The organism is Chelatococcus asaccharovorans (assembly GCF_003201475.1).
Classification (GTDB): domain Bacteria; phylum Pseudomonadota; class Alphaproteobacteria; order Rhizobiales; family Beijerinckiaceae; genus Chelatococcus; species Chelatococcus asaccharovorans.
On record NZ_QJJK01000002.1, the window covers coordinates 516,150 to 538,793 of the forward strand.

20 protein-coding genes are annotated in these 22,644 nt (G+C 63.6%); 9 read left to right on the plus strand and 11 right to left on the minus strand.

What is annotated here, in order from left to right:
- Positions 1-14: 14 nt before the first annotated feature.
- Both C7450_RS06895 and C7450_RS06900 read right to left on the minus strand, forming a co-directional pair.
- Positions 15-1,565 (minus strand): AMP-binding protein, encoded by a 1,551-nt coding sequence (locus C7450_RS06895; protein ID WP_110373661.1) that lies wholly within the window; start codon positions 1,563-1,565, stop codon positions 15-17.
- On the minus strand, positions 1,565-2,341 hold the full coding sequence (locus C7450_RS06900) for an enoyl-CoA hydratase/isomerase family protein (protein WP_110373662.1): 777 nt from the start codon (positions 2,339-2,341) through the stop codon (positions 1,565-1,567). The genes C7450_RS06895 and C7450_RS06900 overlap by 1 nt, the downstream gene beginning before the upstream one ends.
- 165 nt (positions 2,342-2,506) lie before the next feature.
- Here C7450_RS06900 and C7450_RS06905 point away from each other — a divergent pair, with 165 nt between their 5' ends.
- Positions 2,507-3,271, plus strand: a complete 765-nt coding sequence (locus C7450_RS06905; protein ID WP_170147128.1) for an IclR family transcriptional regulator — start codon at positions 2,507-2,509, stop codon at positions 3,269-3,271.
- A 20-nt stretch (positions 3,272-3,291) separates the two neighbouring features.
- Positions 3,292-4,401, plus strand: a complete 1,110-nt coding sequence (locus tag C7450_RS06910) for a hypothetical protein (RefSeq protein ID WP_110373664.1) — start codon at positions 3,292-3,294, stop codon at positions 4,399-4,401.
- Between the two features lie 319 nt (positions 4,402-4,720).
- On the opposite strand, the gene C7450_RS06915 is transcribed toward C7450_RS06910, so the two are convergent.
- From C7450_RS06915 to C7450_RS06950, 8 genes are all read right to left on the minus strand, one after another.
- The gene (locus tag C7450_RS06915) at positions 4,721-5,365 is read right to left on the minus strand and encodes a polysaccharide deacetylase family protein (protein ID WP_110373665.1); all 645 of its coding nucleotides are present in this window, start codon (positions 5,363-5,365) and stop codon (positions 4,721-4,723) included.
- A gap of 9 nt (positions 5,366-5,374) precedes the next feature.
- The gene (locus tag C7450_RS06920; protein WP_110373666.1) at positions 5,375-6,883 is read right to left on the minus strand and encodes a tripartite tricarboxylate transporter permease; all 1,509 of its coding nucleotides are present in this window, start codon (positions 6,881-6,883) and stop codon (positions 5,375-5,377) included.
- Between the two features lie 12 nt (positions 6,884-6,895).
- Positions 6,896-7,351 carry a tripartite tricarboxylate transporter TctB family protein gene (locus tag C7450_RS06925; RefSeq protein ID WP_110373667.1) on the minus strand — a complete coding sequence of 152 codons (456 nt, stop codon included), beginning with the start codon at positions 7,349-7,351 and terminating at the stop codon, positions 6,896-6,898.
- A 155-nt stretch (positions 7,352-7,506) separates the two neighbouring features.
- Entirely contained in the window at positions 7,507-8,703 is a 1,197-nt protein-coding gene (locus C7450_RS06930; protein ID WP_110373668.1) for a CaiB/BaiF CoA transferase family protein, read from the minus strand.
- Between the two features lie 2 nt (positions 8,704-8,705).
- Entirely contained in the window at positions 8,706-9,641 is a 936-nt protein-coding gene (locus C7450_RS06935; RefSeq protein ID WP_110373787.1) for a fumarylacetoacetate hydrolase family protein, read from the minus strand.
- Positions 9,642-9,704: 63 nt separating this feature from the next.
- Entirely contained in the window at positions 9,705-10,094 is a 390-nt protein-coding gene (locus C7450_RS06940) for a Zn-ribbon domain-containing OB-fold protein (RefSeq protein WP_170147107.1), read from the minus strand.
- Positions 10,095-10,104: 10 nt separating this feature from the next.
- Positions 10,105-11,307, minus strand: coding sequence for a thiolase family protein (locus tag C7450_RS06945; RefSeq protein ID WP_110373670.1), 1,203 nt, complete (start codon positions 11,305-11,307; stop codon positions 10,105-10,107).
- Between the two features lie 128 nt (positions 11,308-11,435).
- A complete protein-coding gene (locus tag C7450_RS06950) occupies positions 11,436-12,416 on the minus strand; it encodes a Bug family tripartite tricarboxylate transporter substrate binding protein (protein WP_110373671.1) in 981 nt (326 codons plus the stop codon).
- 199 nt (positions 12,417-12,615) lie between these two features.
- Between C7450_RS06950 and C7450_RS06955 the strand changes: the two genes are divergently transcribed.
- On the plus strand, positions 12,616-14,085 hold the full coding sequence (locus C7450_RS06955) for a CoA transferase (RefSeq protein WP_170147108.1): 1,470 nt from the start codon (positions 12,616-12,618) through the stop codon (positions 14,083-14,085).
- A 55-nt stretch (positions 14,086-14,140) separates the two neighbouring features.
- Positions 14,141-14,929, plus strand: coding sequence for an IclR family transcriptional regulator domain-containing protein (locus C7450_RS06960; RefSeq protein WP_170147109.1), 789 nt, complete (start codon positions 14,141-14,143; stop codon positions 14,927-14,929).
- Positions 14,930-15,057: 128 nt separating this feature from the next.
- On the opposite strand, the gene C7450_RS06965 is transcribed toward C7450_RS06960, so the two are convergent.
- The gene (locus tag C7450_RS06965) at positions 15,058-16,086 is read right to left on the minus strand and encodes a LacI family DNA-binding transcriptional regulator (RefSeq protein ID WP_170147110.1); all 1,029 of its coding nucleotides are present in this window, start codon (positions 16,084-16,086) and stop codon (positions 15,058-15,060) included.
- A gap of 134 nt (positions 16,087-16,220) precedes the next feature.
- Here C7450_RS06965 and C7450_RS06970 point away from each other — a divergent pair, with 134 nt between their 5' ends.
- From C7450_RS06970 to C7450_RS06990, 5 genes are all read left to right on the plus strand, one after another.
- Positions 16,221-17,534 carry an ABC transporter substrate-binding protein gene (locus tag C7450_RS06970; RefSeq protein ID WP_170147111.1) on the plus strand — a complete coding sequence of 438 codons (1,314 nt, stop codon included), beginning with the start codon at positions 16,221-16,223 and terminating at the stop codon, positions 17,532-17,534.
- Between the two features lie 24 nt (positions 17,535-17,558).
- On the plus strand, positions 17,559-18,461 hold the full coding sequence (locus C7450_RS06975; protein WP_110373676.1) for a carbohydrate ABC transporter permease: 903 nt from the start codon (positions 17,559-17,561) through the stop codon (positions 18,459-18,461).
- Positions 18,458-19,339, plus strand: coding sequence for a carbohydrate ABC transporter permease (locus tag C7450_RS06980; protein WP_110373677.1), 882 nt, complete (start codon positions 18,458-18,460; stop codon positions 19,337-19,339). Before C7450_RS06975 ends, C7450_RS06980 begins: the two co-directional genes overlap by 4 nt.
- Positions 19,340-19,387: 48 nt before the next feature.
- A complete protein-coding gene (locus C7450_RS06985; RefSeq protein ID WP_110373678.1) occupies positions 19,388-20,791 on the plus strand; it encodes a sulfatase family protein in 1,404 nt (467 codons plus the stop codon).
- Between the two features lie 667 nt (positions 20,792-21,458).
- Positions 21,459-22,604: a helix-turn-helix transcriptional regulator gene (locus C7450_RS06990; RefSeq protein ID WP_110373679.1), complete on the plus strand. Its 1,146-nt coding sequence runs from the start codon at positions 21,459-21,461 to the stop codon at positions 22,602-22,604.
- The last annotated feature ends 40 nt before the right edge of the window (positions 22,605-22,644 follow it).

Genomic DNA, 22,644 nt, shown 5'->3' on the forward strand with positions numbered 1-22,644 from the left:
CCCGGTCGTTGTCCTCAGGCGCTCTGGACGAGGGCGCGCTCCATCGGGTTCTCGCGGTCCCAGCTGTCCGCGACGTCCCTTGGGAGGAGGCCTTTGCGAATGCGTTCGCTCGGCGTCTTGGGAAAGCCGTCCACGAATGCGATGTAGCGCGGCGTCCGGAAGCGGCCGAGCCGCTCGGCAAGCCAGGCACAAAGCTCGGCGGCCGCCACGCTTTGCCCGGGCCGCAGCACGACGAAGAGCTTTATGTCCTGCTCGCCGATATCGGCCTTCACGCCGATCATCGCCGCCTCAGCGACGGCCGGATGCAGGACGGCGACATGCTCGATCTCCCAAGCCGAGATGTTCTCGCCGCGGTGCCGGACGCTGTCGTTGAGACGCCCATGAAAAATGAGATTCCCAGCCGCGTCGAAACTGCCCGCGTCCCCCGTGAACAGCCGTCCTCCACGCAGCGCCCTGGCCGTCGCGACGGGATCGTCCAGGTAGCCTTCGAAAAGCGCGCCTTGTTCATATTCGGACACGACAATCTCACCGCGTTCGCCCGCCGGTACAGGTCGCCCGTCGGAATCGAGAAGCTCGACGTGCAGCCAGGGCACCGGCCGACCGACCGAGCCGACGGGGCCGCCAACATTGACCGTCGTCATGCTGGAGGCCTCCGTCATGCCGTAGCATTCGCGGATGTCGACGCCAAAGCGCCTCTCGAACGCCTCCCAGTCGTCGCGCACGCAGCCCCCTCCCCAGGCAACACGGACCTGATGATCGCGGTCGCGCGGGCTTTCAGGCTGGCGGAGCAGGATCTGCAGAATGCCCCCGAGGTAATGGATATGCGTGGCAGCACTTTCGCGCACCTGATCCCAGAAGCGTGACGCGCTGAAGCCAGGGACCATATGCAGGTGGAGATCATAGACGAGCGGAAGCAGCAGCAATTGGCTTCCGCCGATATGGAAGAGCGGCTCCCAGACAAACAGAACGGCGCCATCGCCGATGTCGGCCGCCATGGACACCGCACGGGCGGCAAAATCGAACATCCGGTGGGTGACGCAAACACCCTTCGGCTGGCCAGTCGTGCCGGACGTATACATGATAGCGAAGGTATCAGACGAGACAGGAGGCTGCGGCAGCGCGGCAGTCTCCGGATCACCCGGCAGATCGAGGTGATTGCCGTCCGACCGAAGCGCGAGGATACGCGTCCCGGGCAGTTCAGCCCGCGCCTCGGTGATGGCCGGAACGAGCGCCTCGTCGGCGATGACGAGCGCCGGGCCGCAATGTTCGAGGATGTAACGCAGCGAAGTGCCCTGCTGCCGGGTGTTCACCGGCACCCAGACCATCCGCGCCCGCGCTATGCCGAAAATCAGCGCCAGCGAGAGCGGCCTGTTCGCCATCATTACCGCGACATGCGCTCCAGGCCGTAATCCGGCGCCGACAAGCGCGCGCGCAATGCGATCTGCCCAGGCGGACAGCTCGCCGCAGGTGATGTCCTGCTCGCCGAAGCGAGCATAGAGGCGCCCCGGGGTCGCCGACGCAACGGCGTCCAGCCTGGAGAAAGGAGACGTTTCGGCTCGCGGCATCAGGCCTGCTCCGCGGCCTTCTTGCTGCGGTTCAGGAAGGCCTCCATCAGACGCGCCGGTTCGCCGCTGCCGTAGCTCTCGCGCTGCATGCGGACGCCGGCGTCAAGACCTTCGAGCAGCCCGTCGACCGTCATTTCGTGAAGCCTGGCCTTGTCGAGCCGCATGGCAAGAGGTGCCTTTGCGGCCAACTCATGGGCGACTTCGAGCGCGACCGGCATGACCTCGGCGGCAGGGACAAGGCGATGGATCAGTCCGATCTGATGGGCCTCCTCACCCGACATCATGCGACCGGTCAGCACGAGCTCGGTCGTCCGCGACAGCCCCAGCATCTCCTTCATGATCCAGGGCCCCAGGGAGCTCGCGATACCGGAATTGATTTCTGGCTGGCCCATCTTGGACCCCGCATGGCCAATGCGAATGTCGCACAACAGGGCCACCTGGAAGGCCGAGCCCGCCGCCAGCCCGTTCAGGGCGCAGATCAGTGGCTTGGAGAGCGTGCGAATGCGCAGGTAGAGCCGGCGCCATTCATCGATCCAAGCTTCGGCGCGCTCTTCGTCGAATGACTTGGTCTCGTTGAGGTCCTGTCCCGCACCGAAAGCGCGCTCGCCGGCCCCCGTCAGCACGATCGCGCGGCAGGTGGCGTCGGCCTCGCACTCCTCCAGACGTGCGTAGAGCTCATCACGCATAGGCCGGTGCCACGCATTCAGCACCGCGGGACGGCTCAATGTCAAAACGACGACGTCTCCCCGGCGCTCAGATATGACAAAATTTTCCATTTTGGGCCTTGCGTATTGCATTGTGATACGTTGTATCTTAATTAGCGCCCTAGAGGACGGGCCCTGTCAATAAAAAAATCGCATCCCGCTTCAGATGGCCTAAGAAGAGACGAGAGCGCGTTTCGTGATCGGAGAGGTTGGAGATTGAGCGAGAAGGACAATCTCATGGTCCGCTCGGTAGAGAAGGCCATGCGCATTCTCACAGCTTTCGAGAACGGCCAGTCGAGCTTGGGCTTGACCGAAGTGGCGGCGATTACCGGGCTCGACAAGAGCGGCGCGCAGCGCTTCACCCACACGCTTGTCCAACTTGGCTATCTGCGGAAAGATCCCGAAAGCCGCCGCTTCGAGCTAACGCCCCGTGTGCTTGAGCTTGGCGCCCATTATACGCGCTCGAATCCGCTGATCCGCGCTGCGGCGCCCTATCTGCTCAATATTTCCAAGATCACCGAAGAAGCTGTCAGCCTGACAATGCTGGACGGGTCGGATATCGTTTACGTCTATCGTCTCGTCAGCCGCAACATGCTGACGACAGACGTCATCGTCGGCACTCATCTCCCAGCCTATTGTACTGCGCCAGGGCTCGCAATCCTCTCGGGGCTGCCCCGAACGGAAGCGCAGCGCATCCTCGAGCAATCCAATCGCATCGCCTACACGCCCCATACAACGACGGAGCTACCAGTGCTCATCGCCAAGCTGGAAGAGAGCACGCACCAAGGCTTCGCGCTCGTGCAGGACCAGATTTATCTGAACGACGTTTCGATTGCCGTACCGATCTTCGGACCCCGTCAGCGCGCAGTCGCCGCGATCAATATCGCCGTCAACAAGCTGACCTATTCAGCTGCCGAGGCGGTGGAGAAATTCGTCCCTCTCCTCGTCTCGGTTGCCAAGACCCTATCCCATTCCAATCCGATGCCGCTGGCTAGCCGATGACGTGAAGGATTGCGCCGGACATGACCGAACGCTTGCAAAGCCAAGACACTGATCTCATCGTATTCGGGACCGGCCAGTTCGCCGCCCGTATCGTCTTCGATCTTGCGGCGACCACGCGAGAGCCTGTTCGCACCCTCATTGTTGGACGCAACGGCGACCGTCTCGACTGGCTGGTCACGGCAGCGAATGCACGCGCGTCCATGTTCGGCAGCCCGTCACGCTTCGCGGGCGCGAAGCGCGACGTCACAGACAGCACAGAAGTCACCAGGCTTCTCGCGCAGTGTCAGCCTCGGCTTGCCGTTCAGACGGCCTCCTCGCAGCCCTCGGCCGTGATCGGCGAGCAGGGTAACGCCTGGTCTGCGTTGGTTGCCGCAGGCGGGCTGAGTGTCACCGCGGTCGCCCAATCCATGCTCTCGCTGAAGGTCGGCGAGGCCATCCAGGCCGCCGGCGTCGCCTGCGCATTGATCAACTGCTGCTTTCCGGATGTCGTGAACGCGATGCTCGAGGCACGCGGCATCGAGGTCCTCTGCGGAACCGGTAATGTGGCCATCCTCTCCAATGCCTTCAACGGCACATTGGCGGATCCGCGGCAGACTGTACGCGTGCTTGCGCATTACCAGCAGCTCTCGGCGTGGCGGCAGCCCGCGACGGAGCGTGGAGGCGTGCCGCCACGGGTCTGGATCGACGGAGAGGAACTGCCCGACGTATACGCGCGGTTCGCGGCGCTGAAGCTCACCCGCGAACCGGCAATCGAGATATCCGGCGCAAGCGGCGTCACCTTGATGCAGGCCTATCTCGCCGACCGCGAATGGCACGGCCACGCGCCGGGGCCGAACGGGCTTCCCGGCGGCTATCCGGTTCGCCTGTCCGGCCGCCGGTTGTCCCTCGACCTTCCGGAAGGCCTTCGTGCAGCGGAGGCCATCGCCTGGAATGCAGCCTTCGAGCAGAAAAGCGGCCTCGTCGTGGAGGGGACGCGCGCGCATTGTACGGGCCGGCTACAGGCGTTGCTTGCAGCAGAGGGCTTCGCCCATGCTGACGGTTTCGACGTCATGGACCTCGAACGCGTCGGTGCCGACCTCGACGCGCTGCGCGCGCGGCTTGAGGCCCAACCCGCACCGTCAGTTCGCTGACACGGGAGCGGCCGTGCGGTCACGCTTCGTCATCGTCACGGAGAAAGGCCGCACGGATAAAAGCCGTTCGGGCGCACATGCGGATCGGTCGCGGCGTCTGGCGACCGCCGCGGCGATGCCGTCGCCGGGGATCACCGCGATCTGCAACCTGTTGCCCGCCATCCCCGGTTCCTCCCGAAGGCCACGCCGCGTGAAGGCAAGTCCAGCGGTCGTGGAACCTGCCCACGTCAAGGTTTGACGAAAATATCCGCAGACTTCGCCCGTATCAGGCCAATCCGTGCAAACCGGATCGAGTCTGGTCGGATCTGCTCTCGTCGGATCAACCTCCGTCGGAGACGACGCCGGTCGCGAGGACCTCGGTGGCGCGCCCGCGCGCGATGGCGACACAATCCGGTGGAAAGGCCTGTTCGAAGGCAAAGCCGCGATCCTTCAGCGTGCCGAGGAAGCGGTCGAGATGGCGCATGGCGGCGGCGTGGACATCATGCAGGACGACCAGCGGCCAGGCGAGCGGTTCGACCTGCGCGAGTGCGGTGGCGGGCCAGCCGTCGTAATCCTTGAAGTCGCCGGGCACTGCATTCCAGAGGACGCAGGTGAAGCCGCCCTTCTCGAGATGCGCAGCCGCATTTGTGGTGAGCGCACCGTCGAGACGCCCCTGCCCGCCGTAGGGCCGGAAGAGCCGGTCCGGATGGGCGAGATCACCGATGACCGCCTGCGTATCGTCGATCTCCGCGCGCACGAAGGCGTCGTCGCTCCTCTCGCGGAAGGGCAGGGAATGGCTCCAGGTGTGGTTGCCGATCCAGTGCCCCTCATCATGAGCGCGCGCGCTGACGGCGCGCGCGCTGGCCAGGCGATTGCCGACGACGAAGAATGTCGTCCGGATGCCGTGCCGGCCGAGCGTATCCAGCACGCCTGGGGTTACCTCGGGATCGGGACCGTTGTCGAACGTCAGTGTTATCGGGCGCATGATCCCAGCCTAATCATCGGCGTTGCTGAAGACGACCTTGCGGGTGCTCAGGAGCGAGGGCACGAAGGTGAGCAGGGCGAGCACGACGACCGACAGCATGAGCACCGCGCTGATCGGCCGTTCGAAGAATACGCCGAGGTTTCCCTCGGAAATGAGCATCGCCCGCCGGAAATGCTCCTCAACCATAGGGCCCAAGACGAAGCCGAGAAGAAACGGCGCAGCATCGCAGCCGATGCGCGTGAAGATATAGCCGGCGAGACCCGCAGCGGCGAGAATATAGAGCTCCATTGTGCTGCCGTTGGCGCTGAAGGTGCCGATGCAGGAAAAAGCCAGGATCCCGGGGAAGAGGATGCCGTAGGGGATGCGGAGCATGCTCACCCAGGCTCCGACGAGCGGCAGGTTCAGCACTACCAGCATGGCATTGCCGATCCACATGGAAGCGACCAGCCCCCAGAACAGCTCGGGCTGGGTGACGATGACGCGCGGCCCCGGCTGGATGCCCTGCACGACCATCGCACCGATCATCAGCGCCATCACGGCGTTGGAGGGTACGCCAAGGGTCAGCATGGGGATGAACGAGGTCTGCGCACCGGCGTTGTTCGCACTCTCGGGCCCCGCGACGCCTTCGATCGCGCCCTTGCCGAACTCTTCGGGATGCCGCGAGAACCGCTTTTCCACCGCATAGGACGCGAATGACGACAGGAAAGCCCCGCCGCCCGGCAGGACGCCGAGCAGTGAGCCGAGAAACGTGCCGCGCAGGATCGGCCCGACACTGCGGCGGAAGTCCTCGCGCGTCGGCATGAGACGATTGATCTTGTGCAGTGCGCGCGGGATGGTGGAATCCTGTTCCAGGTTACGCAGGATCTCGGCGATGCCGAAGACGCCCACGGACACGGCGATGAAGCTGACGCCGCTGCGCAAGTCGTCGAGCCCGAAGGTGAAGCGCGTATCGGAGGTGAAGACGTCCGTGCCGACCTGGCCGAGCAGCAGGCCGAAGGTAGCCATCGCCAGCCCCTTGAGGAGAGAGCCGCGCGACAGCACCACGACGAGGACGATGCCGAGCAGGGTCAGCGCGAAATACTCGGGAGCTCCGAATTTGAGCGCCACCTGGCTCAGCGCGGGCGATGCAACCGCCAGGACAACGGTGGCGATCGTGCCGGCGACGAAAGAGCCTATCGCAGAGATGGCGAGGGCTGAGCCGGCACGACCCTGGCGCGCCATCTGATAGCCGTCGATGGCGGTGACCGCCGTCGAGGGCTCCCCCGGCAGGTTGACGAGGATCGCCGTGATCGACCCGCCATACTGGGCACCGTAATAGATGCCGGCGAGCATGATGAGCGCGGTCAGCGGGTCGAGCCCGAGGGTGATCGGCAGGAGCATGGCGATGGTCGCGCTCGGTCCGATACCGGGCAGCACGCCAATCAGCGTGCCGAGGAGGACGCCGATGAGGCAGAACAGGAGCGCCGTTGGGGTCGCGGCTTGGGAGAAGCCAAGCAGAATACCGTCCAGGATACCCATATCGCCTGCCTTTCAGGAGAAGAGGCCGGAATTCACGAGCTCCACCGGCACGCGCAATCCGTAATAGAAGACGGCCACGCAGAAGGCCGTCATGCCGGCGACGATCGCAGCGCCTTTCAACAAGCCGATGGTGCGGCTCGCCGTGACAGCGAGCGTCATGGCGATGACGAGCGAGGGCACGAGGCCGAGGCTGCGCAGCGTCATCCCGAAAGCGATCGGCGCCGCCATGACGAAGATCACCGCGCGCCAGTTGACCGGCGCGGCCGGCTCGGCCTCGTCATTGCGGGCACCGAAGAGGATGCCGGCCCCCAGCACGACGAGGATGACGCAAAGCGCGAGCGGAAAGAACCCCGGCCCCATCGCGGCGGCCGAGCCGATCTCCAGCGTCGCCAGCGCATAGGCGGCCAGAACACTTCCGATGCCCAGAAAGATCAGCCCCGCGGCGACGTCCGCCCTGTTCCACGTCATGATCTCCTCCGTACCCGGCACTTGCCGTTTTTTTAATGATCGCGCTCACGCAATCTGCGCCCATGCCATGAACGGTATTTCGCACGGATCACTCAAGGCCTGTTTCGCTGCATGTCATCGCGCGGAACGGGCCCCATTTCGCATCGAAAGATGCTTTAGCCGGCGGCCTTTATGCCGCCCGGCCCGTAGAGTTCTTCAAGCACTTCGCGGGTGTGCTGGCCGAGACCGGGCGGGTCCCGCTGGATTCGGGGGGCTGCGACATCCCGCCATGGCATGCCCGGAATGACGACGCGTGTCCCGGAACCCGGCGGATATTCGATCTCCATGAGCGAGCCGCGTTCCTTGATATGCGGGTGCGACACGACCTCCGGCAAGGTCAGGATGGGCTCTGACGGAATGCCGCGCTTGTCGAGTTCCGCAAGCCAGTATTCAGCCGGCTTTGCCCTGAAGACGCGATAGATCTCTTCAAGCATCTTCACCCGGTTGATATTGCGGTCGACCTGCGCCTTGAACTCCGGGACTTCGTCGAGATGCGCGAATTCCGGAATGGAGATGAAGGCCTTCCAGGCCTTCTCGTTGGTCACGGCCATGACGAATTCGCGGTCGGACGCCGGGAAGCTCTCGTAAGGCGCCATCAGCGGATGGGCGTTGCCGACGCGGGCATAGGGTTTGCCGGTCGCCGTATAGGTCACGATCTGCTGATTGAGCACCATCATCAAGGCATCCAGCATCGCGATGTCGATATAGCGCCCGCGTCCCGTCTCGCGGCGCTCCATCAGCGACGCCATGATCGAGACCACGGCCGAAAATCCGCCGACAATATCGGCGATCGGACCGCCCGCCTTCATGGCGCGGCCGTCCGGCTCGCCCGTCTGCGACATCAGTCCGCTGACGGCCTGGACCATCAGGTCGATGCCCGGGCGGTGCGACATGGGGCCCGTCTGCCCGTAGGCGCTGATCGAGCAATAGATCAGGTCGGGCTTGATCTTCGCAACCGTCTCGTAGTCGAGCTTGAAACGCCTCATCGTCCCCGGGCGGAAGTTCTCGACAAGCACATCGGCATTGCGAATGAGGTCGAGGCAGATGTTTCGGCCCTCGTCGGTATGCAGGTCGACTTCCGCCGAACGCTTGTTGCGGTTCGACGACATGTAGGTGGCGAAGGGAGGCCCCCAATAGCGCGATTCGTCACCCGTGCCGGGCATTTCAAGCTTGATGACGTCGGCACCCAGATCGCCCATCAGCATCGTGGTGAAGGGTCCGGCGAGCGCACGCGAGACATCGACCACGCGGATGCCGTTGAGCGCACCTTTCTTCAGCGCGCCCGAACCGTCGATCGTATTGGAAGAGACCATACTCACGTTTCCTGTGCTGTGGCAGGCAGCCGAGCGGCGCTTGCGCCCCAGACGGCTCGAACCCTGTTTGTGATATGCCCGATCCCGTCGATGCCGGCCTCGATGACGTCGCCGTCCTTCAGCCAGATCTGCGGGTCGAGCCCGAGGCCGACACCGGACGGCGTGCCCGTCGTGATGATGTCGCCGGCCTCGACGGTCATCCCGGCCGAGAGACTTTCGAGGATGCGTGCGCAGTCGAAGATCATGTCGGACGTGACAGAGTCCTGGCGCAGCTCGCCGTTGACGGTCAGCCAGAGGCGATGGCCCGCCCGAAGGTCGAACTCGTCCGTGGTGACGATCCACGGTCCGATCGGACAGGACGTATCAAGCCCCTTGCCCTTGAACCATTGGCCGTGGCTGCGCTGCAGATCACGCGCCGTCACGTCGTTGAGAACGGTGACGCCGAAGATATGATCGAGCGCGTCCTCGGCGCGGATGTTGCGGGCCGTGCGCCCGACGACAAAGGCGAGTTCGACCTCGTAGTCGAGCTTGGCCGTTATGCCGGGCAGCTCGATGTCGGCTCCGGTGCCGATCACAGCCGTCGGCGGCTTGGTGAAAAACTCGGGAACCTTGGGGTAGTCGACAGGCACGCCGCGGGCGCGCGCGCCCTCCTCCACATGGAGCTTGTAGTTGCGTCCGACGCAGACCACGTTCTTCGCGGGGCGGGGAATGGGTGCCAGCAGGCGGACATTGTCGAGCGGCTGCCAGGCGCCCGCGTCCGCCCTCTCGATCTGTTGCTGCAGAAGCGCCAAAGCGGGCTGTCCGCGAGCGATGACGTCCAGCACGGAGTGCGGAGGCGGGCTATCAGCGTGCCAATCCGCCGCGATGTCGAGCACGCGCTCGCCGACGACGGCGGCCGGTCGCGGGCCGGCCTCGGTTGCAATGGTTGCCAGTCTCATCTTTTTTGGATCCTTGCGGGGCGCCGGTTGCCCGGAGCTGCGCCAATTCATGCGGGCGCGAATTCATGAGGGCTCGAACAACGGCAAGGTGATGTCGTCCGACGCCTTCTCGTATCGAACGCGCACGGGCATCCCGATATGCACGCTCTCCGGCGCATTGGTGATGATATTGCTGACCATCATCGCGCCTTCGTCGAGCTCGACGAGGGCGACCACCAGCGGCCCCGCGATGTCGAAGCTCGAACGGGCCGCGACCGTGAATGTGTGGATGGTCCCCGCGCCACTGACCTTCGTCCAGGTCAGGGCGCGCGAGGCGCATTCAGGGCAGACGTAAACGGGGTAGTAAGCGTAGGTGCCGCAATCGTCGCACCGCTGGAGCTGCATGCGCTCGGCTTTGCAGGAATCCCAGAAGGGCTGCGAGATCTTGGAGGGAACAGGCAGTGAGCGAGACATGGCAAACCCCTCAGTCGCGGCCGAGAATGGCGATGGAATGGTTGGACGCGACCGCGCTGACATTGGTCGCCAAAGCGAGCTGCGCATTGGGTACCTGGCGCTCGCCACCTTCTCCGCGCATCTGTCGCGCCGCCTCGATGATATGATTGATGCCGCCGCTCGAGCCGAAGGAGAGCAGTCCGCCGTGCGTATTCACCGGCAGCTCCCCGCCGAGTTCGAGCCGCCCGCCGGCCGCGAAGGCGCCGCCCTCGCCCTTGGCGCAATAGCCGAGGTCCTCGAGCTGCAGCAGCACTGTAATCGTGAAGGAATCGTAGAGCTCGGCGACGTCGATGTCGCTCGGCTTGACGCCGGCGCGGCCGAAAGCCTGTTCGGCCGCCACCGACTGAACGGTCCGCGTCAGGCCGAAGCGCGCCTTGTCCTCGGCGCGTGCGCCGGTCGCCCGCGCGAGATGGGCGAGGTGGTAGTAGGATTGCGCCTGGCCGGTGCCCAGGATACGCACCGGCTTCGTCTTGAGGTCGCGCGCCCGCTCGAGCGAGGTGATCAGGAGCGCACCTGCGCCGTCGCAGATCGGGCTGCAATCGAGAAGGCGCAGCGGCGTACTGACCATGGGCGATTCCAGCACATCCGCAATGGTGATCGGCTCGCGCTTGAACGCCTTGGGGTTCATGGACGCGTGCTTGCGGCAGGCGACCGCGATGGCGGCGAGTTGCTCGGAGGTCGTGCCGAATTCATGCATATGGCGCTGCGCCACCATGGCGTAGACGCCCGGTACGGTGATACCGAAGGGGACTTCGAACTCCAGGGGATGCGCGCCATAGTCGATATAAGCCTTGAGCCCGGTACCCTTCGGAACGCCGGTCAGAATATTGTCGCCGCGCAGGAGCAGAACAGCCTTGCATTGGCCAGTCTCAACGGCCCATTTCGCGATCTGCACGCCGTTGAGATAGGACTGCCCGCCGGTCCGCAAGGTATCGCAAAAGGTCTTGCAGTGCAGTCCAAGATGTTCACCGATGATCATGTGATGACGAATATTGTCGTTCAGGAAGGTTCCTGACGTCATCAATCCATCGATATCGTGCTTGTCGATGCCGGAATCCTCGATTGCAAGCATCGCTGCTTCCACATGCAGCTCCGTCGGATTGGAGCCGGTGAGGCGTCCGACAGGCGGCTCGCCGAGGCCGGCAATCACGGCTTCTGCGCCGGGGTGGGGCATTGAAACGCTCCGGAAGGTGAGAGTGGCTTCTCTGCCGGGGCAAGCCCGCGGCAAGACGGGTAGCGCCTGGAGGCGCGCGCCGCAGCATCTGCGGAAGTCGGGAGATGCGCGCGGCGGTTGTTGTCGAATTATTTCTTCGGAATGCCCGCCGCGGCGATGAGCTCGCCATAGCGCTTACGCTCGGCATCGGTGAACTTCTGAAATTCGGCCGGCGACGCGCTCGCATAGACCTCAGTGCCGGTCTTTTCGAGCGCCTCGATCACGGCCGGCTCGGTGAGCGCCTTGTTGACGGCGGCGGCCATCTTTTCAATCGCTTCCGAGGGCGTACCCGTCGGCGCGTAGAGGCCGTACCAGGAATTGATCACGACGTCGTAGCCAAGCTCGCGCAAAGTCGGCAGGTCGGACTTGAACTTGGTGCGCGTCTCGCCGGCGTTGCCGAGCAGGATCAGTTCTCCCGACTGCAGGCCGGGCTGGAACTGGGCGAGCGAGTAGAACATGGCGTCCGTTTCGCCCCGCATCAGATCGAGGACCGATTGCGAACCGCCCTGATAGGGGATGTGGCGCAGCGGAATCCCCGTGCGAAGTTTGAGCAACTCCGCGGAAAGATGAGCCGAGGTGCCGATGCCGGCCGATGCGTAGCTCATGTTCCCGGACTTCTTCGCCTTGGCAACGAATTCATCGATTGTTTTGACGCCGCTCACTTTCGGCACCGCCATCACGAGGCTCTGGCCGGCGACCCGCGCGACAGCCGTGAAGTCCTTGGACGGATCGTAGGGCAACTTGTTGAAAATGTTCGGGTTCGAAGCCTGTGTCGCGACCGTGCCGAACAGAAAGGTGTAGCCATCGGGCTTCGCCTTGGCGGCGCGTGCCGTGCCGGGTATGGAGGCCGCCCCTCCCTCGTTCTCGATGATGATCGGCTGGCCCAGCAATTTCTCGGCCGCGGGCATGACGATCCGGGCCACGCCATCGGCCGCCGAGCCTGCGGGCAGCGGCACGATCACATGGATCGCCCTGTTGGGATAGGCCTCCTGGGCCTGGGCAGCCTCTTGGACCTGGGCAGCAGATCCCATCCCGATGGCCAGCGACAGGCCAACCAGTCTCATGAACATTTGGCGCTCCTCCCGTGTTTCCGTATAGCGAAAATCTTTCCGTTATTCGAAGACTGCGCCGGTTGAGGGGGAGTGTCAAGCTTCCCGCCTGAGTTTTTTGGGCGGTTGCGCGAGCCGGATTGACAGGTCGCTCCGACACCAGCTACGCATTATTTCGGATAGAGGATAATTATCCGCATAGCGGAGGATGACTTTGGCCATGCAAACTTTGGCGCGCGACGTGCTGGCCCAATTGCTGGAGCGCCTTGATCTTCCCTTGGGCGATGCCGAAGGAGCCGTGGCGATCCACGGTGCCGATCCCGTCCTGCCGAGCCGCTATCGGCCGGGGCTCGCCAGCGCCGTGGCGCTCGCCGCCCATGCGATCGGCGTTCGCGGGATCTGGATGGCGCGGGGCGGAGATCACCAATCGATCAGTATCGATCTGCGACGTGCCGCCGTGCCCGGGCTGAGAACGCTCTCCTATGTCAAGCGCGACGGCCACAAGCTGCAGCTGATGCGCCCGGCCTCGGAGGACAAGGTCTTCTTCGAGACCGCCGATGGGCGTCTCATGTATGTGCTGCGGCATGCCTTCTACCACGAGCATTTCAGCCGCCTGCTCGCCTTTCTCGATTGCTCCCCCGCCACGGCATCCCTGGAGAAGGCGATCGGCCGCTGGAAGGCCGAGGAGCTCGAAGATGCAATGGCCGACGCCAAGGTGATCGGCGCGATGGTCCGCACGCGCGACGAATGGCTCGCAAGCCCCCAGGGCCGGCACCTCGCGCCCCGCGTCCCCGTCGAGATCGAACGGATCGGCGATGGGCCGCCTGTGCCGCTCCCGCCGGCCGAGCGCCCGCTCTCGGGCATCCGGGTGGTCGACATGGGCCATGTACTCGCGGGGCCCGTCACCTCGCGGCAGCTCGCCGAGCAGGGCGCGGAGGTGCTGCACGTCTCGGCACCCTACCAGCCCGATCCCCCGCATATCCAGATCGACACCGGCTTCGGCAAGCGGTCGGCCTTCGTCGATCTCAACCGCGCGGGCGATACCGAAAGCCTCCGCAGTCTCATTGCCGGCGCGGACGTCTTCGCCCATTCGTGGCGGCCCGGCTCGCTCGACGCGCGGGGGCTGTCGCCGGAGGCGCTTGCGGACCTGCAGCCGGGCCTCATCTACGTCTCCGTCAGTTGCTACGGCTATGATGGGCCTTGGGCGACGCGGGCCGGCTACGACCCCCTCGGCCAGGTCGTCAGCGGGCTTGTCGCCGGTGAAGGCTCGCTCACAGCACCGCTTATGGCGCCGACCTTCACGCTCAACGACTATCTCGCCGGCTATCTCGCCGCCGCAGGCGTGACCAGCGCACTGCTGAAGCGCGCGCGCGTCGGAGGCAGCTACCACGTCAAGGTGTCGCTCACCGCCTGCTCGATGTGGCTGCAGGATCTCGGCCGCCTGCCCGCAGCGCAGTGGCCGGATGGCCCGCAAGGCGTCAGCGAGCTGCCCGTGCCGCGCCCGGACGAACTGACCGTCACCGCAACGCCGTTCGGCGCCGTCGAACATCCTCTGCCGATCGTGTGCTATTCAGGCACCCCAAGCCGCTGGGACTTGCCACCCGAGCCGGCCGGGACCTCGCCTTTGCGCTGGAGAACGGCGCTCGATAATGACAGTCTCGACGTTGCGAGGCCTTCACTTGTATCTTGACGGGCGTTCCATGCTTTCGGATGAAAATCGCTGTCGCGACTGAATGAGGTTGGGTGTGTCGAAGCATATGTCCGAAGGCGAAGATCCCGATTTCATCAAGTCCTTGGCGAAGGGCCTAGCCGTCATAGAAGCGTTCGGACCGGATGCGCCGTCCATGACCTTGAGCGCCGTGGCCCAGAAAGTGGGGCTCAGTCCCGGTTCCACGCGGCGCGTGCTGGTGACGCTCTCGAAGCTCGGCTATATGACCTACGACGAGAGAGACCGACGCTTTCACCTTTCGGCCCGCACGCTCCAGCTCGGCTATTCCTATCTTGCCTCGCTACCGGCCTTCAGCCTGATCCAGCCGCGTCTTGCCGAACTGTCGGACCGGCTCGACGAGAGCTGCTCGGTAATGACGCGCGACGGGCGCGAGGTCGTCTGCATTGCACGCGCGACGGCAAAGCGTCTGCAGCGCGACTACATGTCGGTCGGAACGCGCTTTCCCGCGCATGCCTCCTCCTCCGGGAAACTTCTCCTCGGCGATCTCCCGCCGGAGGAGTTCGAGGCGCTTTATGACGGGACGAAGCCGCTTGCGGCGGTCACCCCGTTCACGGTCGCCGATCGGCCTCGGCTCAAGACCCAGATGGAGGAGGCGCGCCGGCAGGGTTGGATCTACACCTGTCAGGAGACCGCGCTCGGCATGGCCTCGCTCGCGGTTCCGATCCGTGTCGGCGGGCGCGTGCGCTACGGGCTCTCGACCAGCGCCACCCTGACCTACGACGGCCCGACGATCATCGATCGCTATCTGCCCGATCTCCTGAAAGCGGCCGAGGCGATGGAGCGCTTCCTGGAGACACGGAACTAGGGCAGCCCGCAACCGACAGCCTCGCCCTAGAGCATTTTCGAGCGAAGTGGACACCGGTTCGCGTGAAGAAAATGCGCTAAAACAAAAACATGGAGCATTTTCGCGATTCGGAGAAACGCGAAAATGCCCTAGAAGGTTTGCCGGATCTGCAGGGCGAACCCGACATCGACAATCTTGCTGGTAGGCGGCTCGCCTGCCAGCGTCTGCTCGATCAGCCGGCCGGCCTCTCGCCCCATGAGAAGCCGCGGAATGCGCACCGTGCTGAGCGGTGGGACGCATTGGGACGAAGCCTCATGATCGTCGAAACCGGCGATCGCGATGGTATCCGGAACCGCGATGCCGCGACGCTGCAGCTCATAGAGCGCACCGAGCGCGATGATATCGTTCGAGCAGCACAAGGCATCGATCGGACGCCCCTGCGCCAGAAGCTGCCCCAAGCCCACAGCGCCCCCGCGATAGCTGAATTCCACTTCTGTCGTCAGCCGGTCATCACAGGCGATGCCACGCTCCGTGAGCGCAGCGCGATAGCCGTTGTAACGGTCGCGGCTGCGCTCGTTCTGGGCGGAGCCGTCGTGCAGGAGATAGCCGATATGGCGGCGGCCGGCGTCGATCATCGCCGTTGTAAGTTGCTTCTGCGCTTCCCTGTTGGAGAAACCGACAACCATATCTATGGGCTGATCGCTGAGATTGCCGACCTCGACGACGGGAATGCCGGCCGCACCCAGCATGGCCCGCGTCCGGTCGGTATGCGTCAGCCCGGTCAGTATGATCGCGTCCGGCCGGCGCGACAGAAAGGCGTGGACGACATCCTCCTCCTCCTCCGGCCGGAAATCGCTCGTCGCCAGCATCAGCTGGAAGCCCTGCGGGCGCAGCACCTCGGACGCGCCGCGCACGACATCCGCGATGAAGGAGTGCTCGACGCTCGGGACAACGCAGGCGACAAGGCGCGACCGTTCGGATTTGAGGCTGGACGCGACGAGATTCGGCACATAGCCGGTCGAAGCAATCGCCGTCTCGACCTTGAGACGCGTCGGCTCGGCCACGCGATGGGGCTCGCGGATCACCCGCGAGACCGTCGACAGCGATACGCCCGTCAGCCGTGCGACATCCTCCATCTTGCGCCGGCCCTCGGCGTTCGTCCTTACTCGTTTACCCATCCCGGTCGTGTATCCCCCACCCCTGCGGCTCAAGATATTCTTATCGTCTGAAGTCCGTTGACCCTGCATGATGACAACGTTAGCATTCAAACAAAAATATGGATCTCTGGCGATTCATAGACAGGGAGGTTTTCATGATCTTCAAGCATCTTACAGCCTGCCTTGGCATCGGCGCGCGCGGTGTCATAGGAGCGTTAATGGTCGGCGCCGCCTTGCTGCCCGGCGTGGCGCAGGCCGCAGACCCCGTCACGCTCACCTTCCGCTTCAACGATCCCGAGCAGAAGGAGATGCGCGCAGCGCTCGATGCCTTCGAGAAGGCCAACCCCGGCATCAAGGTCAATCTCGAGCGCATGGCCTGGAAGGACGCCCGCGACCAGTTCCTGCGCGAAGCGGCGGTCGGCGAAACGCCCGACGTCGTCCATATCGCCTTTGTGTGGGCCAAGGAGATGGGCGAGGCCGGCGCGCTGGCCCCGCTCGATGCGCTGATCAAGGCCAAGCCGCCCGGCAAGGGCCTCAGTGATTTCATCGCCATGGACCTGGCGACGGGCAAGAATGGCAAGGTCTATGCCCTGCCCTGGACCACCGACACCTGGGCCATGGTCTACCGCACGGATCTTCTCGATCAGGCCGGCGTCAAGACCCTGCCCACGACCTGGGACGACCTGCGCCAGGCCAGCCGCGACGTCCATGCGAAAACGGGCAAGACCGGCTTCGGCTTTCCCGCCGGCAGCGCCTCCTCCGGCAGCCTGTGGTTCCTCGCCAACTACAACTGGTGGTCCAATGGCAAGGCATTGATCGTCGAGAAGGACAAGACGTTCTCGGTCGGCGTCGACAAGGCCGACGTCGTCGGCACCATGAATTACTTCAAGAGCTATCTCGACAACGGCGACACGCCCAAGTCAATGCTCGGCGTGAGCGACTGGGCGGACCCCGTGATCATCCGCGGCCTCGCGGACGGCACCATCGCGATCGGCATCATGCCGCCCGCTTCATTCCGCGAGGCCATCAACGCCTATACCGCGGCGAACCCCGGCAAGGCCGCCCCGTTCAAGTCCGGCCCCGTGCCGAAAGGAACGACCGTGGGGACCTCGCATCTGGGCGGCCGCATGCTGGGGATCAGCGCCACCTCCAAGCATCCCGAAGAAGCCTGGAAGCTCGTTCAGTTCCTGAACGATCCCTCCATCTTCACCGGCGCCTACAAGTCCCAGTTTCCGGCACAGCGCAGCCTGCTGCAAAGCGTCGACTTCGGTCCGGAGCTGAAAGGCTTTGCCGAGCAGCTCACCCATGCCCGCACCTGGGGGCCCTATGCGGAAGGGCCCTACGCCATGGGGTCCATGTGGAACCTGACGGGCCGCGCCTTCGGTGCCGCCTTGTCGGGTCAGACGTCGGTGGATGCCGCGGCAGGCGATCTCCTTACCCAAATCGGCAAGTTGAACGCGGGCCGCTGAGCCTCGAGGCAGGAGCATGACGCCATGCGGGGTGACCGCCTGTTCATCACCGTGATGCTGGGCCCGGCGCTCATCATCCTGGCCTTGTTCTATCTCTGGCCGATGGTGGAGAACCTGCGGGTCAGCTTCACGGACCTGACCTTGCTACGTCTGCGGGTCGGCGGACAGTGGATCGGTCTTGCCAACTACGAGGAATTCATCACGAGCCCCGAAACCGGGCGTCTCATGATGAATACCTTCATCTGGCTCACCGCGATTTCGGTTGCGGTGCGCCTTCTGCTGGGCCTCGCCATCGCCCTCATCGTCAACACGCCGCTCGTGCGCCATCTCCGGCTCGCGACGCTCGCGCGGATCGCGATCCTCGTGCCCTGGGCGACGCCGCCGGTCGTCGCGATCATCATCTGGCGCTGGCTGCTCGAGGCGCCCAACGGGGCCTTGAACTCCGTCCTCCTCGCCCTCGGCCTCATCGACACGCCGATCGCTTTTCTGGCCGACCTCAGGACGGTCTGGCCTTCCGTCATCGCCATCGTTGTCTGGAACACGGTGCCGCTCATCGCCCTGTCGCTGCTCGCCTCGCTGCAGGCCGTTCCGGCTGACCTCTATGAGGCCGCCGAACTTGACGGGGCAACCCGCTCGGCCAAGTTCTGGCATATCACCCTGCCCTTCCTGAAGCCGACGATCGTCGTCCTCGGCCTGACGTCCGTATTCTGGACCTTCAACAACTTCGTCTACGTCTGGCTCGCGACGGGCGCCGGCCCCGGGACCTTCACCAATGTCCTGGCAACGGAGATCTATATCCGCTCCTTCGTAGACTTCCGGCTCGGCTATGGCGCGGCCATCGGCATCGTCATGGCGCTGATCATGGCCGTCTTCGGCTATTTCTATTTCCGCATGATCGGCCGCCGGCAGATCGAGGAGGTTCTATGACGCTGACCTCTGCGCCGCTGAACCGCGATCCGGATGTCACGTCCCACTGGCACCGTCGCATGTTCGGGCGCCCCGGCCGCCTCTTCGAGCCGCTCCTCATCCTCGCCGGCCTCCTGGCGATCCTCTTCGCCCTCGTCTACCCGATGGTCTTTATCCTGCTCGGTTCATTCAAGACGCAGGGCGGATTGCTGGCGAGTGCCACCGCCTTTACCTGGGCCAACTACATCACCTTGTTCACGGGCGGATTTGGCCGCTTCCTCGTGAACAGCCTCGTGATCTGCGTCGCAGCCACAGCCCTGTCGACCCTGGTTTCGGTCAATGCGGCCTATGTGTTCTCGCGCTTCCGCTTCCGCGGCAAGGGGCTGATCTTCGGCAGCGTCCTCTTCGGACAGATGTTCCCGTGGATCGTCCTGGTCAATCCGCTGTTCATCCTGCTGACCCAGGCCGGCTTTACGAACAGCTATACGGGCATGATCTTCTGCTACACGGCGATCAGCATCCCGTTCTCGGTCTATATGTTGACCGGCTATCTCGCGACGGTCCCGCGGGAACTCGACGAAGCGGCACTCATCGACGGCGCATCCCGCTATCAGGTCGTCTGGCGGATCGTCTTTCCGGTTCTCATGCCGGGTATCGTCTCGACGGCGACCTATGCCTTCATGCTGTGCTGGACGGAATATCTCTTCGCGCTCGCCTTTCTGACCAAGCCCGCGGTGCAGACCCTGCCCATCGGGCTCTACCAGCTTTTTGGCGACGATCGCGCCGACTGGGGGGCGGTGATGGCCGCCTCGGTCGTCACCACCATTCCGACGCTCCTGCTCTTTCTGCCGCTGCAGGCACGGCTGAGTTCCGGGCTGACAGCGGGTGCCGTGAAATAGCCGCTGTCCGTCTGATCAAATCCCGATCGCATTGAAGAGATCTTCCAGATGAACCGTCGCGCGCCCAATATCGTCGTCCTCATCGCCGACGACCATCGTTATGAGTCGCTGGGCTGCAACGGCAACAGCGAGGTCGAGACACCCAATCTCGACGCTCTCGCGCGCCGTGGTGTCGCCTTTGACGGAGCCCACTGCCAGGGCGGCATGCATCCGGCCGTCTGCGTGCCGAGCCGGGCCTCGTTCCTGACCGGGCGCAATATCTTTGCATCGGCGGTCGATCCCACCGGTGATGACTATGAGGCATCAGCCTTCGCAATCCCGGCTTCGTTGGAGACCTTCCCCGAGCGCTTGCGTGCGCAGGGCTACGTGACCCATGCGATCGGCAAATGGCATAATGACAAGGAGGCCTTCGCGCGCTCGTTCACATCGGGCGACCGGCTGATGTTCGGCGGCATGAGCGACCATGATCGTGTGCCCCTGCGCCGCCACGACCCCGCAGGACAATTTCCCGATGCGGACATCTATTTCGAGGGGGGGCTGTCAACCGACCTCTTCCGGGACTCGGCCCTGGATTTCCTGCGCAAGCGCTCGCCCGACCAGCCCTACTGTCTCTATGTCGCGTTCACCGCGCCGCATGATCCGCGAACGCCGCCGGACGCCTATGCGCGGACAGGCGACTCCGTCTCACTGCCCGCGAATTTTCTGCCCATCCATCCCTTCGACAACGGCGAAATGCTGGTCAGGGACGAATTGCTTGAGGCCTTTCCCCGCCCGCCCGACGCGGTGCGGCAACATATCGCCGATTACTACGGCATGATCGCTCATCTTGACGCGGCGGTGGGCGACATCCTGAAGGCCCTTGGCGACAACGGCGATGAGGGCAACACCATTGTCGTCTACACGGCGGATCACGGCCTGGCACTTGGCCAACACGGGCTGATGGGCAAGCAGAACCTCTATGAGCACAGCCTCCATATCCCGCTGATCATCGCCGGTCCCGGCCTGCCCCATGGACAACGCCTGCCGCATCTCGTCTGGCATGCCGACACCAGCGCGACGCTCATTGACCTCGCCGGCTGCGCGCCGGATCCGTTGGCTGAGGGATGTAGCCTCCTGCCGATCATGAACGACGCCGAAGCCGGCTGGCGCGACAGCTTCGCAGCCGCCTATCGCTTCAGCCAGCGCATGATACGCGACAGCCGCTACAAACTGGTCCGCTACATCGATCAGGACGCGCTGGGGCGTGGGCCCTATCGGGCGGACAATACACCCTCGCGCGGCTCGCAGACGGAGCAGCTTTTCGACCTCGCAGCGGACCCGGGAGAGACTATCAATCTCGCCGCCCTGCCCGCCTATGCCGCCCATCGGGACCGGCTCTCACGGGCGCTCGACGCATGGCAGCGAAGTGTCGGCGATCCGTTGCTTGCAGCAGAGGAACAGGCTGCGCGTTGACGATGTTCCCGACAACATTCACGCTGCAGATATCATCGATCAGGACCGATCGCCTTTCCTGAAAACAACCTGGACGCCGGTACAGATGTTCCGGTCGAACGACTAGCCGCGTTGGCCAACCTGCTCGACGGCCAAATGCCTCAACGCGAGATCGTCGAGCCCATGCTTATCATTGAGGGAGCGGGTCTCGCGGATGCTTGCCTCGCTGACATCTATGCTAACAACGACCTGTTGACCGGTCGTTTTACACCTATCAAATGATAGATGGCCAGCTGATCGTGCATGAATAGAATACCGCAAGGTCAAGCAGTAAAATTCACCTGCAACCGATAGCAATGGCGTCGCGAGGAGTGCACTACGTGTCGAAGATCGATCTGAGGACGCATAGCTTTGATACCAGGATGCCACCCTTGTCGGCCCGCATAGCGACCTCGACGGAGGTGACACTCCCATCGATTGCGATCAGCGGTCGCTTGTCGCGCTGGAGCAAATCCGGCGTCGATGGAATCGTCTGGCACCATCTAAGCCAGTGAATTTGCTCGTCGCATTTTTAAGCGGAGCAAGTCCGCGACAGACGGACTTGCTCTCGTTCGCCGGGGGGCCATTGTCATTGCTCGGAGAGAGCGGATCGACAATAATGGACGTCCCAATGCATTGAGGTCCAGAATTGTCGGCGCGAACTGCTTTCAGCGATGTCGTAAAGAGTATTTATGACGCAACATTGGATGTTGATCTATGGAACTCGGCTCTTGACGCGGTGGCGGGCCTTTCAGGGTCGACGGGCGCGGTACTCTACGTAAAAGGGCGGGACGGCTGGACCTTCCCGATGCATTCCGCGCAGATCAGCTCGGCATTGCACGACTACGTTGCCGAGGGCTGGTCACTACGGAACCCCTGGCTCGAAGGACGCATGGAAGCGGGATACCGGGTGGGCGACGTCTATCGCGATCTCGATATCGTCACGCCGCGGGAAATGAGGACCAATCCGTTTTACACGGAGTTTCTGCACAAATTTGGTCTTGGCCGGCAGATGGTTGCCATCATCTATTCGGATATAGGGAACCCGACCTGCCTCGTCTCACACAGGGGCATGGCAAAGGGACCTTTCAGAAAGAACGAACTACAGACTCATCTTCTGGTGGCGAGGCATGTGGAACAAGCCCTCCGCATCACCTCAAAATTCGTCAAGAAGGAAGCCGAGAACCGCTCTTACGCCGAGATATTCGATGCCGTCGATTATGCCATGATTGTACTGGACGGCGATCAACGTCTCGTCAAATTGAACCGGGAGGCAGAGGCCCTCATCGGGAATTACTTCAATCATGAGAAGGAGCGTCTGGCACCGGCGTCTCGCGAAGACGCCCATGCCTTTACATCTGCCATCCAGGCCGCTCACAAAATCCAGCCCGGTGTACAGGATGCCCCTCACCCCATCACGATCGGTGACAGGCACGGGGAGGAACGCATTGTGGTCTGGATATCTCCGCTCGTCGGCGCTGCAGCCGACAAGCTGGGATTTATGTCGGGCAAGAACAACGTTCTGGTTTTGGCCCAGCCGCTCAAACGTAATCGCGTGATTGAACCGACCATCATTCGCAGCATATACGGCCTATCCACCGGCGAGGCCCGGTTGGCGTCGCTGCTGGTCAGCGGTCGCACCGTCAAGGACGCAGCAAAAGAGCTTGATTTGACCGAAGGGACGGCCCGCTTCGTCCTAAACCAGGTCTTTAGAAAAGTCGGAGTTCATCGTCAGTCCGAGCTTGTCGCGCAGATGCAAGAACTCGGCCGCTATGTGCGCGCTCGTGGGACATGAAATCCACGCTGTAGGCATAACTCGGGAATATCTTCTTCCC

Excerpts from the sequence above, each read along its gene's own strand:
- C7450_RS06940 (WP_170147107.1), bottom strand. The coding sequence starts at position 10,094 with ATGTCTCGCTCACTGCCTGTTCCCTCCAAGATCTCGCAGCCCTTCTGG.
- C7450_RS06980 (WP_110373677.1), top strand. The coding sequence starts at position 18,458 with ATGACGCTGACCTCTGCGCCGCTGAACCGCGATCCGGATGTCACGTCC.
- C7450_RS06915 (WP_110373665.1), bottom strand. The coding sequence starts at position 5,365 with ATGCGCCCGATAACACTGACGTTCGACAACGGTCCCGATCCCGAGGTA.
- C7450_RS06900 (WP_110373662.1), bottom strand. The coding sequence starts at position 2,341 with ATGGAAAATTTTGTCATATCTGAGCGCCGGGGAGACGTCGTCGTTTTG.
- C7450_RS06965 (WP_170147110.1), bottom strand. The coding sequence starts at position 16,086 with ATGGGTAAACGAGTAAGGACGAACGCCGAGGGCCGGCGCAAGATGGAG.
- C7450_RS06895 (WP_110373661.1), bottom strand. The coding sequence starts at position 1,565 with ATGCCGCGAGCCGAAACGTCTCCTTTCTCCAGGCTGGACGCCGTTGCG.
- C7450_RS06930 (WP_110373668.1), bottom strand. The coding sequence starts at position 8,703 with ATGGTCTCTTCCAATACGATCGACGGTTCGGGCGCGCTGAAGAAAGGT.
- C7450_RS06910 (WP_110373664.1), top strand. The coding sequence starts at position 3,292 with ATGACCGAACGCTTGCAAAGCCAAGACACTGATCTCATCGTATTCGGG.
- C7450_RS06920 (WP_110373666.1), bottom strand. The coding sequence starts at position 6,883 with ATGGGTATCCTGGACGGTATTCTGCTTGGCTTCTCCCAAGCCGCGACC.
- C7450_RS06955 (WP_170147108.1), top strand. The coding sequence starts at position 12,616 with ATGCAAACTTTGGCGCGCGACGTGCTGGCCCAATTGCTGGAGCGCCTT.
- C7450_RS06975 (WP_110373676.1), top strand. The coding sequence starts at position 17,559 with ATGCGGGGTGACCGCCTGTTCATCACCGTGATGCTGGGCCCGGCGCTC.
- C7450_RS06970 (WP_170147111.1), top strand. The coding sequence starts at position 16,221 with ATGATCTTCAAGCATCTTACAGCCTGCCTTGGCATCGGCGCGCGCGGT.
- C7450_RS06945 (WP_110373670.1), bottom strand. The coding sequence starts at position 11,307 with ATGCCCCACCCCGGCGCAGAAGCCGTGATTGCCGGCCTCGGCGAGCCG.
- C7450_RS06935 (WP_110373787.1), bottom strand. The coding sequence starts at position 9,641 with ATGAGACTGGCAACCATTGCAACCGAGGCCGGCCCGCGACCGGCCGCC.
- C7450_RS06925 (WP_110373667.1), bottom strand. The coding sequence starts at position 7,351 with ATGACGTGGAACAGGGCGGACGTCGCCGCGGGGCTGATCTTTCTGGGC.
- C7450_RS06950 (WP_110373671.1), bottom strand. The coding sequence starts at position 12,416 with ATGTTCATGAGACTGGTTGGCCTGTCGCTGGCCATCGGGATGGGATCT.
- C7450_RS06905 (WP_170147128.1), top strand. The coding sequence starts at position 2,507 with ATGGTCCGCTCGGTAGAGAAGGCCATGCGCATTCTCACAGCTTTCGAG.
- C7450_RS06985 (WP_110373678.1), top strand. The coding sequence starts at position 19,388 with ATGAACCGTCGCGCGCCCAATATCGTCGTCCTCATCGCCGACGACCAT.